Source organism: Bacillus sp. R45 (assembly GCF_021729365.1).
GTDB lineage: Bacteria > Bacillota > Bacilli > Bacillales > Bacillaceae > Bacillus > Bacillus velezensis.
The window spans coordinates 1,916,921-1,932,307 of the sequence record NZ_CP091421.1; the positions used below are offsets into that span (position 1 = coordinate 1,916,921).

Sequence of the window (15,387 nt, forward strand, 5' to 3'; positions counted from 1 at the left end):
CCGTCGCCTTTTTCTACAGTTCCTCGACAAAACTCGCTATGCTGTCCAAATCATCAGATGTTAACGTTTTGCTGCTAAAATCACTAACGGTTTTTTCTGCTTCCTCTTTGCCTGTGCAGTGCGCCATAATATCACGCAAATATTGCTGTAAAGTTTGCAGCAGCTGTTCCATCGTTTCTTTGCGGAAACAGCTCGGCGGATAGCTCAAACTGAAGTGCAGTTTATGTTGAGCGGCCATCGCGCTCATTTCCACCGCTTGTTCCCGCTGCCATGTCGGCGTGATGTCGTGCCCGCTCGCAAGACCGGATAAACTGAATGTGTGCAGATCTTCTGTATCATTGAATTGCCCTAAATAGTTAAAGCTGATTTCAGGCGCTTGTCTGAAGCGGATTGTTTTTTGTTCAGGCGGTGTCATGTATTTTAAAATGCCGTAGCCTATTCCTTTATCCGGTATTCTTCCGAGTGTGTCTTTGACCGTTTTTACAGCCGTTCCAAGCTCAGCGCCTGCTGTGTTCAAGTCAATGAGCACCGGGTACATGGAGGTAAACCAGCCTACGGTGCGGCTGATGTCGAGCTCCGGCATGATGTGCTCTCTCCCGTGCCCTTCCATCGCGATGCGCAGTCTGCCGTCCCCTGTCCAGTCCCGTAAAGCCAAAGCTGCGGCAGTCAGAAGAATATCTTGCGTATCGGTATGGTAGGCCCGGTTGACCTGCTGAAGCAAAACGGACGTTTCTTCTTCTGTAAGCGTAAAGCTTACCGTTTGCCGAATGCTGTCGGCTCCCGTCTGATGCTGCGGTTTTTCATAAGGAAGTCCGGCGGCTGTTTCTTCTTCAATAAAACGCCAATATTCTTCTTCACGCATCAGCTTGCTGCTTTTTGCGTATTCTGAAAGCCTTACGGCGTATTGCTTAAACGAATCGGTCTTTGGCGGAAGCTGGACCGGCTGACCTTTTACGGCATGAGTGTAAGCGGCAGATAAATCCTCCAGCAGAATACGCCATGACACTCCGTCAACCGCCAGGTGATGTACGGTGATGAATAAATAATCCCCTGACCGGGTTTTGAACCAGCCGGCTTTTAATAACGGCCCTTTTTCAATATCCATCCGCTGTTGGAGCGCAGCCACTTCATCTTCTATTTCTCTTTCCCAAGTATCTGTCTCAGACAGATCCCAAATGTCCAAGCTGTACAGTTCATCTTTTTGAATACCGTGATTGATTTGTCTGATACTTTCGTTTTCTGAACTGACAGTGATCCGGAGTGCATCATGATGAATGACAAGATGCTCCAAGGCTTGTTTGAGCGGCTGTTTATGCAATGCGTCAGAGCTGAACATCATGACGGACTGATTGAAATGATTTCTGTTTTCCATCCGCTGTGATAAAAACCAGTGCTGAACGGGTGTCCAAGGTATGTCTCCTTCCACCGGCCGCTGATCGATGACTCTTTCCGCTTTCCGGATAAGAGGCGCGAGTTCCTTAATGGACGGATGCCGGAATAAGTCACTTGCCGTCATTTTCCACCCGTAGCGTCCGAGCCGCGCGGCAACTTGCAGCGCTTTGATTGAATCGCCGCCCAACTCAAAAAATGAGTCCTCAATCCCGACTTGTTTTGTGCCGAGCACTTCCTGCCAGATCACGGAAAGCTGTTCTTCAAGCTCATTGCGGGGAGCTGTGTACGCGGTTTGAAGCGCGAGCTCCGGTTCGGGCAGATTTTTCCGATCCAATTTACCGTTCGGCGTAAGCGGCAGCTTCTCAAGTTCCATCATATAGGCCGGGACCATGTAATTCGGCAGTTGCTTAGAAAGTGATGAACGCACTTTTTCTGTATCCATGTCCGTCTGCAGACTCATATATGCGATCAGTTCTTTATTGCCGGACTGCCCGGTTCTGACTGACACGGCAGCTTCTTTCACGCCGTCCAGGCTCCTTAGTGCGGCTTCAATCTCTCCCAGCTCGACCCGATAACCGCGGATTTTCACTTGATCATCCATCCGTCCGGCATATTCAATCGTTCCGTCCGGCAGCCAGCGGGCTAAATCTCCGGTGCGGTACATCCGTTCTCCGGGAACAAAAGGATTAGGGACAAATTTTTCTTCCGTCAGCTCAGGGCGGCCGAAATATCCTCTTGCCACACCGTCTCCGCCTGTGCATAATTCGCCGATGACGCCGATCGGCTGCGGTGTTCCCCTGCTGTTTATGATATATGCAGTTGAATTTCCGACAGGGCGGCCGATCGGGATTGAATGATCGTATGATTGTTCAATCAAAAAGCAAGTCGAGAACGTCGTGTTTTCAGTCGGTCCGTATCCATTCCATATTGAAAGATGCGGCAGCGTTTTCCGAACCCGGTTTACATGACTTGGGGACAGTGCTTCCCCGCCGATAATCAATCGGGATAATCCGGAAAACACGTGTTCATTTTGTTCTGATAGATGATTGAACAAAGACGATGTCAGCCACAGTGTCGTAATGCCGTTTTGCTGTATAAATGTTTCCAGAACATCAGAGTCGAGATAGGTTTCCTGGTCACTTACATATAAAGAAGCGCCGTTTAAAAGCGGACCGAATATTTCAAATGTCGTTACATCAAATCCTAATGATGAAGTAAACAACAGTCTGTCTTTCGGCGTAAAATCAATATAATTGCTGTTTTTCACAAGACGGATCACGCTTCGCTGTTCAATCATGACTCCTTTTGGCGCACCTGTTGACCCGGATGTATAAATCATGTAGGCCAATGATTCAGGTCCGCCGAGCGGTTCGGGATTTTCCGAACTTAAGCCGGCCTTTGTTTGAATATCCTCTATGAATAAACGTTTTCCGGAAAGCAGCAGACCGTCAAGTTTATCAGATTGGAGAAGAATATCAGCTTTACAGTCTTTAAGCATCCATTCAGCCCGTTCCCGAGGCACATCGTCACCGATAGGCAAGTAGGCGCCTCCCGCTTTTAATATTCCGAGGATTCCGGAAGCAAGCTCTGTTGTGCGGCCGGTTAATAAGGCGACAACACTTTCCGGACCCACGCCATTTGATCGGAGAGCCGCCGCTATTCTGTTAGCCCGTTCGTTCAGCTCACGGTATGTCAAGATTTGTCCATCATATACAACTGCCCGGGCATCGGGGGTTTCTTCAGCCTGCCGCTCAAATAAACGGCTGATGGTTTCATGTCTTGGGTAATCGCTTTTCGTCTGATTAAACTGATAAATAACGCGATTTGTTTCAGCATCATCCAATACGTGAATGTCACCAAGCGGTATTGTTTGGTCTTCAATTACTTTTGTAAGAATACGAGTAAAGTAAGAAAGCCATTTTTCGATTGTCTGTTTTTGATAGATATCTGTATTGAATTCAAAATCAAAGCTGATGGAACCGTCAGACCCTTCCGCCGCGTAAAGCGTGGCATCAAACTTTGCGGTTTTATGACCTGTATCCGCGGCTTGAGTCAAATGCAGCTCATTTAAATTCAGGGATTCACGCTCCATATTTTGGAGCACAAACATCACGTCAAACAGCGGATTGCGGCTCATGTCCCGCTGAACGCCGAGCCGTTCCACAAGCTCTTCAAACGGATAGTCCTGATGCTCATACGCCTCAAGCGCCGCCTGGCGGACTTCCGCCAAATAATCGGTAAACCGTTTGTCTCCTTTCGGCTCCGTTCTGATGGCAAGCGTGTTGACGAACATGCCGAGAATCGGTTCAAGGTCTTTGTGCGGGCGCCCGGCAATCGGCGATCCGACGATGATGTCTTCCTGCCCGCTCAATCGCGCGAGTAACGTATTGTACGCGGCGAGAAGCACCATATACAAAGTGGAGCCGTGATCCCGGGCGATGCGGTGAAGGCCGGATGCCGTTTCAGCGTCAAGCGTGCACGATACGCTGCCGCCCGCAAAGCTTCTGACCGCCGGACGGGGCTTGTCAGCCGGAAGTTCAAGCACCGGAAGCTCTCCTTCAAGCCGCTTCAGCCAATAGGCTTCCTGCTTCTGGTACCCTTCTTTCTCCTGAAACGACCGCTGCCAGACGGCATAGTCTTTATATTGAAGGCGCATCGGCGCAAGCGAACGGCCTGCGTACAGCTCGCCAAATTCTTTAATCAAGGTGTTGACGGACACACCGTCAGAAATTATATGATGCATATCCGTTAATAAAAGATGGCGTTCATCCGATTCTTTCACGAGAGCCGCACGGAAGAGCGGCACTTCTTCCAGACAAAACGGCCGGACGAATGCGTCAGCTGACTCGGCCTCATCGAGCTGAAACGGCACGCTGTCATGGATGCGCTGCATCGGTTCGCCGTCAGGCCCCGTTTCAAAGGACGTTCTGAGCGACTCGTGCCGCTCCACAAGCTGCCGGAACGTCTCCTCCAGCCGGCTGCGGTCAAGCGGGCCCGTCAGTTCCAGCACAGCCGGCATATTGTAGCCGACACCGCCGTCTTCAAGCTGTTGGAGCACATACATCCGTTTCTGCGCCGAAGACACCGGGTAGGTGTCCTGTTTTTTCGCAGGCTGAATCGCTTCATACGAGCTTTCTTCCAAGTCCTGAATAACCGAAGCGAGCTCTTCCACCGTCGGCCGGGCGAAGATGTCCTGTAACGGCACCTGAACACCGAACTCTTTGGCGATGCGGGAGACGAGAGCCGTCGCTTTTAACGAATGGCCTCCCCGCTCAAAAAAGTGATCCCGGATACCGACGGGGCCGTTTTTCAGCACCTCTTCCCAAAGGGCGCAAAGCTTCATTTCCGTGACGTTCCGCGGGGCGGTGTACGCCTGTCTGTCTGCCGCTCCGCCGGGAGCCGGCAGCGCGCGGCGGTCAAGCTTTCCGCTCGGCGTGACCGGCCATTCGCTCATCTCTATAAACTGAGCCGGCATCATGTAGGCCGGAAGGCGTGTGGCAAGCTCTGCCCGCACGTCATCGCTTTTTCGTCCTTCGATATAGGCGTAAAGTGCGGTTTCGCCTTCTTCGGTCCGAGCGGTGACTGCCGCCTCACGAATGCCGTCGATGCGCCGGATCGCCGCTTCGATTTCTCCCGGTTCAATCCGGTAGCCGCGGACTTTCACCTGTCCGTCTGAACGACCGAGCCATTCGACAAGGCCGTCTTCTGTCCAGCGTGCGATATCGCCCGTCTGATACATGCGTTCTCCCGGATAAAACGGATCATCGACAAAGCGCTCCTCCGTCAGCTCAGGCCGGTTCAGATAGCCGCGGGCCACGCCGGTCCCCGCGATGTACAGCTCTCCTGCCACGCCCGCAGGCTGGATGGTTCCTCCGCTATCTAATACATACAGACGGGCACCCGGAACGGGTTTTCCGATCGGAAGCCGCGTTCGTCCGCTGTCCTGTTTTCGGTCACAGACGTAAAACGCCGCATCAACCGTCGCTTCCGTCGGTCCATAGCCGTGAATAAGCATGGTCTCCGGCAGAAGATCGGCAAACCGGGCAGCCGTAAGCGGGGAAAGAGCTTCCCCTCCGGCGAACACGCGTGTCAGTGTTCTGCCGAGGCGTGCTCTTGTTTCCTCAGGCTCCGTTTCTAGCGCGTCTAAAAAGCTGTTGACCATCGCCGGAATAAAATGCGCGGTCGTCACCTTTTCTGAGGCAAACGCTTCAATCATCCGCACAGGATCTTTCTCCCAGCCGGCAGGAAGCAGATACACGGAGGCGCCTGACATCGTCCACCAAAACAATTGCCAGATGGAGGCGTCGAATGAAAAGGATGATTTCAGCACGATAACATCCTCTTCCGTTAACGGAAACTGCCCTTGCATCCCTGATAAAAAGGCGGAGGCTTGACGGTGTTCAACAGCTACTCCCTTCGGTGTTCCCGTCGAACCGGACGTATAAATGATATAAGCGAGCGAATCAGCATCCGCTTCGTCAGAGACAGCCCCTGTCTCCGTCTCATTTGTCAGAGAAGAAAGAGACACTTCTAGCGTTTCACCGGAAAAACCGGAAACGGATAATCCCGGCTGTGCAAGCAGGAGACAAGCGCCGCTGTCCTCAAGCATATATCGCAGCCTGTCCTCAGGATAGTCCGGGTCAAGCGGCACGTAGGCGCCGCCCGCTTTTAACACGGCAAGCACTGAAACCACCATCTCCGGCGAGCGTTCAGCGAGTACGCCGACCATGCTTTCTTTGCGGACGCCTTTTTGTCGGAGCCGGACGGCAAGCCTGTCTGTGTACTGGTCAAGCTCGGCGTACGTCAGCATACCGTCCGGAAAACGGAGCGCCGGACGATGCGGCGAAAGCGCGGCGCGGCGGGTAAACAGCCCGTGAAGCGTCGGAGCAGGCGGTTCAACCGCTTCTGTATGGTTAAATGCATCCATCATACTTCTGGCTTCACACGCATCCAGCAATGCGATCTCGGAAGCGCCGATTTCAGGGTCGGAAATGACTGAGTTCACCATATGCCGTAAAAATGTTTCGATATTCTTCATAAAAACATCGTCGTATATACCGGTATCAAATTTTAAGCGGATATAAAGAGAATTGCCTGGAATCACCTTTATGCTGCATCCGTAGTTTGTGACTTCTTCCATCGTGAAATCCTCTACCGCAAAATCAAATGAACCGGCCTGACTCACATTTTCAATTTCACGCTGGGCCGGCACATTTTCAAACACGATAATATGGTCAAACAGCGCTTGCTTCAGAGGGCTTTGCGCCTGAATGTCATACAGCGGATAATAGCTGTACGCTTCTGCTTGCAGCGTCTCCTGCTGCAAATGCCTGACGAGCTCCAGAAAAGAAAATGAACCGCTTTTCACCCGTACGGGAATCGTATTGATAAACAGTCCCACCATTTTTTCCACGCCTGCGAGATTCGACGGCCGGCCGGAAACGACAGAACCGAAAACGGCATCATCACAGCGGCTGACACGCTGCAGCAAAATGCCCCACAGTGCCTGGAACACTGTATTCAGCGTTGCTCCCGCCCTTGCCGCAATGTTCTTCAGCTCATTTGTCTGTTCTTCAGAAATGGTGAAAACCGCCTGCTCAAGTTGGCCGTTTGGTTCCGCGGATTTTTTCGGAAGAGACGCCGTTTGCTCAAGATCGGCAAGTCTCGTTTTCCAAAAAATCTCGGCTTCTTTACGATCCTGCTTCATGAGCCATTTAATATACTTCCCATATGGCTGAACAGGCTCGAGAGACGGAAGCCGTCCGTCTCCGAGAGATTGATAGATCATCAGAAATTCCTTCATGACAATTCCGAAGCACCAGCCATCCATGACAATATGATGATGGCTCCATATACAAACATAGCGTTCAGGCGCTTTTTTCAAAATGGAGACTCTCATGAGAGGGTCTGATTGCAAATCAAAGCCTTTATCTTTATCTTCTTTTCTGAACCGGTCGGCATATTTGTCTTGCGCCTTCTCGTCCAAATGAGAAATATCATGAAACTGAACGCGGCTCGGCCTGTTTTTCAACACGACTTGTCGGGGCTTTGCCACATTCTTGTGAATAAATGTCGTACGGAAAATATCGTATCGTTCAAAAACAGTGTCTATACTTTTTTGGAACCGTTCCCGGTCAAGCTTTCCGCTGATCGTAAACACCGCTTGTTCGAAGTAGGCTCTTGAGTCATGATCCAACAGAGAATGAAAAAGCATGCCCTCCTGCATAAAAGACAAAGGATATATATCTTGTATTTCCGGTTGCTGCCCCATTGCGCCACTCCTTTTCTATAGTTTGTTGACGGCTCCCATAATGTCACTCAGATCTTCTAGCGTTAACTCCTCGTCACTGAAATCAGCGGCGCTCCATTCACGCTCCTCTTTGCCTGTGCAATGCGTGATGATCTGCTTGAGAAAGGTATGAAAATATCCCGTCAAAACTTCAATCGTTTCTTTTTGATACTGAAAACGGTTGTACACGACATGCATGCTGAGACATTCCGACGATACGGAGCCGCTGATATCAAGTGTGTACGGACGTTCCCAGTCTGGGCTGACTTCATTTCCCGCTTTTACGGGAGAAACACCGAAGCCGCTGGAACGGATTTCCCGGTCAAACTGTCCCAGATAGTTAAAACTGATTTCAGGAGAATCAGATTCAGTTTCTCCCCAGAGTTTGCTTATATATTTCAGCACCCCGTATCCCGCTCCTTTATGCGGTATGCGGCGCATCATGTCTTTTGTCCGCTTAATGTGATAGCCGAGACGCTCGCCGTCATCAGGCTGATCTTGAAAACTTGCGTCAACCAATACCGGATAAATTGACGTAAACCAGCCGATGGTTCTGCTGATATCAAGATGCTCCAGGTGCTCTTCCCTTCCGTGGCCTTCCATGCTGATTTTGAATGTCTCGTTTCCGGTCCATCTGTTCAGCGCTAGGCTTAACGCGGCAAGCAATAATTCGCCCGTCTCTGTTGTGTATGCTCTGTTCGCTTCCGTTAACAGCTGCTCGGTCTCCTGTTTTGTCAATGTAACGGTCATCACATCTGTATCTTTCAGAAGATTGGAAGAGATGCGGGCATCTTTCGGAAGCGGTTTGACCGCCGCTTTTTCTCTTTCGGACCAGTAGTCTGCTTCCTGTAACAGCCGGCGGCTTTTTGCATAATCAGAGATTTGCTTTGCATAAGTCTGATAGGAATCGGTTTTCGCCGGAAGCGCGGCTTCTTTTCCTTCGAGCACCTGCCTGTAGCACGCGGTGAGATCTTCAAATAAAATCCGCCATGACACTCCGTCAATGACAAGGTGATGAATGGAAAGCAGCAGATGATCGCCATCAGCGGCATGAAATAAACCGACAGCTACGAGCGGACCCGTCTCCAGCCGAATGGAAGTTTGAATACGGGCGGCCGCCTGTTCAATTGCGGCGTGTTCCTCTTGTAATGACCCTTTCCCTCTCACGTCATGCGTTTCAAACGTAAAGAGTTCTTCTTCAGAAAGGTTATCCGCTCTGTTATATTGAATCACTGATCCGTTTTGTGTGCCGCATACCATCCGTAATGCGTCATGATGAACCGCGAGCTGTGCCAGCGCTTTTCTCATAGCAGATTCATTGATTCTGTCCGCACTGCTGAGCATAACGGACTGATTAAAATGATCATGCGGCAATGATTGCGAAAAGAACCAGTGCTGGATCGGCGTCAGCGGCACGTCTCCCGTGACGGGAGCCTGATCAATCACGCGGCGGACTTTCCGGAGCCGCATCGACACTCCTCCCAGTGTCTGATGCTCGAACAGCTCGCGGACGGTCGTTTCATAGCCCTGCTGTTTCAGCCTCGCACATACTTGCAGCGCTTTAATCGAATCCCCGCCGAGATGGAAGAAATGAGCATTGGGGCCGAGTCCTTCAACACCTAAGAGTTCTTCCCAGATGTCAGCCATCATTTCTTCAGTTTCATTTCTCAGGCTGATATCATCTCCAAGGCTTTCATTTAATTCAGGCTGCGGGAGCGCCTTCTCGTCCAGCTTCCCATTCGCCGTCAAAGGCAGTTCATCAAGCTCTATCAAGCGGGCGGGAATCATATATTCCGGCAGAAAAGCTCTGAGAGAGGCCTGAACCTCTGCTTCTTTTATTTTTTCATTCCCGTGTAAGACCGCGTATGCGTAAATGGAGTGCTGACCGTGCTGATCAGCACGTGTGATCACGGCGGCCTCTTTCACGAAGGAAAGCTCCTGCAGCGCTGATTTTATTTCTCCCAGCTCAATTCTGTGGCCTCTGACTTTTACTTGCGCATCTTTCCGCCCGACATATTCCAGCTCGCCATTTGAGAGTCTTTTGGCAATATCGCCCGTCCGGTAGAGCCGCATGCCGGTAATGTGCGGATTCGTGATGAACCGGGAGGCGGTTAAATCATTCCTGTTTACATATCCCCTCGCGACGCCTTCCCCGCCGATATAAAGCTCACCTGGAATTCCGATCGGCTGCGGATTCATATAGGCGTCCATGACAAAAGCATGGAGGGTTTCCAGCGGTCTGCCGATATTGCTTTTATTTCTCTCAATATCATCCATATTCATTTTTTTGCATGTGACGTGAACCGTGGTTTCCGTAATGCCGTACATATTAACAAGCTCTGTCTCCGGGTACTTCTCTTTCCAGCTTTTCAGCATGCCGGGCTGAAGCGCTTCTCCGCCGAAAATGACATATCGAAGCTTCAGCTTGTCCGCATGCCCGGCTTCTTCATGAATGAGTCCGGAAAAAGCCGTCGGCGTTTGGTTCAGCACCGTTACGCCTTCACTTTGCAGCAGCTGCCGGTACAAATGCGGATCACGGGCTGTTTCTTTCGGCACGATAACTACCTTTCCGCCGTATAAGAGCGCGCCGAATATTTCCCAGACAGAAAAATCAAAGCAATAGGAGTGGAACAGGGTCCAGACGTCTCCAGAGCCGAAATCAAACGGCAGTCCTTTATGTGTGATAAGGCTGATGACATTGCGGTGTTCCGTCATAACGCCTTTCGGTTTTCCGGTTGTGCCCGATGTGTAAATCACGTAAGCCGGCTGTTCAGGCGTTATCATTTCTTTCGTTCTGTCTGCTGAAACGGATTCAGGCTTATCGATGTATAAAACCGGAAGCCCGTCCATTCCGGATATCCCAAGACCCGATTGTGTCAACAGAACACGCGCGCCGCTGTCAGTCAGCATAAATGAAATCCGCTCGTCCGGATAGTCAGGATCAATCGGCAGATAAGCTCCTCCCGCTTTTAAAATACCGAAAATCCCGATCAGCATTTCAGGAGATCGTTCGGTCATAATTCCGACAATCTGTCCGGAGCGGATGCCGTTTTCCGACAGCATATCGGCGATTTGATCCGCCTTTTCATTGAGCTCGCGGTAGGTGAGACGCTCATCGGACATAACGGCTGCAATTTGATCCGGCATTTTTTCCGCCTGTGCTTCAAATAAACTGACGATCGTCTCATGCCTCGGATACTCAGCTGTTTGATTTTCCGCTTGAAGAAGCATCTGCCGCTCATTTGTGTCCAGTAAATGAATGTCAGACAGCTTCCGCTCATCATCCGCTGCGATTTGTCCTAAAAGCTCTTTAAAATGACCGGCCCACCGTTCGATCGTACCTTTTTCAAACAACGCGGTACTGTATTCAAAATGAAAATCCAGTGAGCCGTCCGGCTGTTCCTCGGCATGAAGCGTCAAGTCGAATTTTGAAATGTCATGTTTCACTGCATGTGAAGAAACGGATAAGCCCGGAAGGTTCACTTTGAAATCATCACTGTTTTGCAAAACGAGCATGGCATCAAACAGCGGATTGCGATTGACTTCCCGGTGTGTATCAAGCTTTTGGGCAAGTTCTTCAAACGGGAAGTCCTGATGTTCGGCTGCGCCGAGGGCGAGCATTTTCACCTCTTCTAAATAAGCGCGGAATGTTTTATCCCCTTTCGGCCTGCTTCTCATTGCCACGGTATTTACAAACATGCCGATGACCCCATCAAGCTCAGCGCGGCTTCTGCCGGCCGCAGGTGAACCGACGACAATGTCCTCCTGCCCGCTCAATTTAGAAAGGAACAAGGAGTAGCCTGCCAAAAGAATCATATACAGTGTCGAACCCGTCTCATCCATGAGCCGGCGCAAATTCTCCGCCGTTTCTTTTTGTAGGCGCGTTCGAACAACGGACCCGCTGAAATCAGGAAGCTGCGGGCGCTTTTTATCGAGCGGCAGATCAAGAACGGGAATATTTTCCCCGATCGCATCCAGCCAATACCGCTCATGTCTTTTGAATTCTTCAGCGGCGAACCGCTCATGCTGCCAGACGGAAAAATCTTTGTACTGAAGTTTTAACGGCCGCAGCTCTTTTCCTCTGTACAAATCCGTCAATTCTTGAATCAGAACGCTCATTGACACACCGTCTGCGATAAGATGATGCATATCAAGCAGCAGAAAATGACGTTCTTCAGTGGCTTTGGCTAAAGTCACTCTCAAAAGCGGCGCTTTTTCCACGTCAAACGGTTTGACGAAAGTTTCCATCGCCTCTTGAAGAAGTGTCCCGGATGGCATGTGAATCTCTGTGAGATCGAGATCGACATGTGAATGTACGTGCTGCATCGGCTCCCCGTTTCGTAAAACAAATGATGTCCGTAACGCTTCATGCCTTTGTAACAGCGCTGAAAAGGCTTCGTGCAGACGATCCCGGTTGAGTCTGCCGCTCAGTTCCAGACAAGCGGGCATATGATAGCCCGTGCTGTCCGCCGCAAGCTGATGAAGGGCATAAAGCCTTTTTTGCGCAAAAGATAGCGGGTACAAGTCCTTTGCCTCCGCAGGCGTGATTTCTGCATATTCTCCTCTTTTCCTCTGTTCTAGGAAGCGGGCCATGCTCTCGATGGTCGGATGTTCAAAAACATGGCGGACGGCAAGTTCAATTTGCAGCCGTTTATGTATCTTTGAAACAAGCGACGCCGCTTTCAGCGACTGTCCGCCGATTTGGAAGAAATCATCTCTCATACTGATGTGTTCCCGTTTCAGCACTTCTTGCCAAATAGACAGCAGCTCAGTCTCAAGCATTGTGCGCGGAGCTTGATAATCACCGGTTCTCTCGGCTTCTTTCGGCTCAGGAAGTGCGGCCCGGTCAAGTTTTCCGCTCACAGACAGCGGCATTTCCGTCAATTTGGTAAAGCTTCCCGGGATCATATAAGCAGGTAATCTCCCGGCCAATTCGGCATGAGGATCAAATGTCACACCCGCGTTTTCCAGTACGGCATAAGCTGCAAGCTCCTGTTCCCCGTCCGCCGTTTTGCGCACGATGACTGCCGCCTCTTTTACCCCGGACAGACTTCTGAGTGCCGTTTCGATTTCTCCTAATTCAATTCTGTAACCTCTTACCTTCACCTGATCGTCAAAGCGTCCCATATATTCAATCGTTCCGTCCGGTAAAAATCGGGCTGCATCTCCCGTTCTGTACAGCCGTTCACCTTCACGAAACGGATGAGGGGTAAAGACTTTGTCCGTCAGCTCTTTTTGCTGAAAATATCCGTCCGCCAGGCCTTTTCCGGAAATACACAGTTCACCGACGGCTCCGACCGGCTGCAGCCGATCTCCGTGCATCATATAGACAGAAGTGTTGGCAATCGGGCGCCCGATCGTAATCCGGCTGCTTTTTTGCAGGTTGCGCAGAATCGTCGTGGCCACACTGTTTTCCGTCGGGCCGTATTCATTCAGCAGCTCGGCATTCGGGCATATGTTGCGGCTCGCTTCCACGATATCAGGAGTGGCCGCTTCCCCGGCAAATGTCACCGCCCGAAGCGTCTGCGCATCCTTTTTCGTCAGCGAATCAAGCAGAACGCGATACAGAGACGGAACGATCAGAAGATGGCTTACCCCGTGGCGGGCGATTTTCTGTTTTATTGAAAGGACGTCTTTCGCATCATCTTCATCAGTTAACAGTACACAGGCGCCCGACAGAAGCGGAGTGAAAAGACTCGTTAATGACCCGTCAAATACGTATGAAAAAAGATGAAGCGCTATGTCTCCTTCTGTCATCCCGTATTCTTCACGCCGCCATTGCAATGTATTGCTGATCGCTTTGTGTTGTACAAGCACCCCTTTCGGCCGGCCTGTCGTTCCGGAAGTGTAAATGACATACGCCCAATTTCCGCTGTCAGACACCGGCGGAAGCGGTGCAGTCTGCTGGGAAACCGTTTCCTCCATGATGACGACGCTGCCCTTGAAATGCGGCGGAATGAGGGGGAGCAGGTCTTTTTCAGTCAGGAGCAGTGAGGCTTCACTGTCTCTCAGTAAAAATGAAATCCGTTCAGGCGGAAATTCCGCATCAATCGGCATATAGGCGCTGCCCGACTTCCAAATTCCGAGCAGAGCGGCAACCGTACTCATTGATCGGCGCAGCATAACAGCGGTGATCTGATCTGAACGGGCGCCTTTTTCCCTTAACGCATGGGCAATCTGATTCGCCCGCTGATTTAATTTCTTGTAGCTCCAGCTTACCCCGTTATATCTCAACGCCTCTTGGTCAGGCGTTTTTGCCGCCTGTTCTTCAAACAGCCCATGAACGGTTGTCTCAGGGTACGGACGGTTCGTTTCGTTAAACGAATGAATCAGGGCTTCTTCCTCCGGAGGTACGAGACTGATGCTTGATAAAAGCCTGTCCGGATCTTCCGTTACACAGGAGATGACCTCCAGAATATGACCTTTGATCCGTTTCATGTCTTCCCGATCGTAGATGCCCGCATTGTAGCTGAATTTCACATAAAACTCTTCTCCCGGAACGATGACGACGTTAAGATCGTAATTGGTTTCCTCCGCCATCGAAAAGTTTTCAAGTGAGAGCGCACTGCTTTCCGTTTGCTGCCAGCCGTTTACCGCAGCCTGCATCTGAACCGGATAATTTTCAAAAACCAGGATGTGATTCAAGAGATCTTTTTGCAGGCCGCTCTCGTTTTGAATGTCATAAAGCGGATAATAGCTGTGCTCTTCCGCAGCGAGTGACTCTTTTTGCACCTTTTTGAGAAGAGAAGAAAAAGTCATATCACCAGCCGCGCGCACCCTTACCGGCACGGTATTGATAAACAGTCCGGCCATGGATTCAATGCCGCTGATAGCTGACGGCCTGCCGGAAACAACTGAACCGAAGACCGCATCTTCAGTGCCGTTGTAACGATGGAGAAGCAGACCCCAAATGCCCGTAAATATAGTATTCAGCGTGACCCCGATGCCTCGGGCAATGTCTGTCAGTTTTTGTACGGTTTCAGGCTCAAGGGAAAATTGGAAATGCTCAGATGCATAACCGTTTTGCGCCGTCTTATTCTTCGTTTGCTGAACGGAAACGGATTCTCCGTAATCTTCCAAGCAGCGCGACCAGAACGCTGACGTTTCTTCTTTATTCCGGCTTCGGAGCCATTTGATATAAGAGCTGTACGGAGCCGGACTGCCGAGGTTTACAGGCCGCCCGTTCCGGATCGCATAATACATGCTGAAGAAATCTTTCAGCACAATGCCCAAGCTCCAACCGTCCATCATAATGTGATGATGAGTCCAAACGCATGTATGGCGGTTTTCTCCCGTTTGAAAAAGAGTCAGGCGCATTAAGGGGCCTTTTTGCAGATCAAACCCCTTATGCCGGTCGTTTTCCTTAAATTCGTCAATGATGCTTTGCTGCCGTTCTTCCGAATAATCTGAAATGTCTTCAGTCCGTACGGCAGTGTCACGGCGTGAAAGGACAACCTGCTGCGGCCCTTCAAGGTCAGGCACTTCTTTTATGAAAATCGTTCTGAAAATATCATAACGGCTGACAAGCATATCCAGACTTTTTTGGAATGTATCAATGCATAAATCCCCGCTGACTGTAAACGAAATCTGCTCGACATATGCGTTTGATCCGGAATCCAGAAGCGAATGAAACAGCATGCCTTCCTGCATATATGATAAAGGGTAAATATCTTGAATTTCTGTCGCTTGTGTCACGAATGCCACAC

2 protein-coding genes are annotated in these 15,387 nt (G+C 50.5%); both read right to left on the reverse strand.

The window, feature by feature from the left end; genetic code table 11:
* Positions 1-13: 13 nt before the first annotated feature.
* Positions 14-7,663, reverse strand: coding sequence for a non-ribosomal peptide synthetase (locus L3V45_RS09145; RefSeq protein WP_236837376.1), 7,650 nt, complete (start codon positions 7,661-7,663; stop codon positions 14-16).
* Between the two features lie 15 nt (positions 7,664-7,678).
* Positions 7,679-15,376: a non-ribosomal peptide synthetase gene (locus L3V45_RS09150; protein ID WP_236837378.1), complete on the reverse strand. Its 7,698-nt coding sequence runs from the start codon at positions 15,374-15,376 to the stop codon at positions 7,679-7,681.
* Between the last annotated feature and the right edge of the window lie 11 nt (positions 15,377-15,387).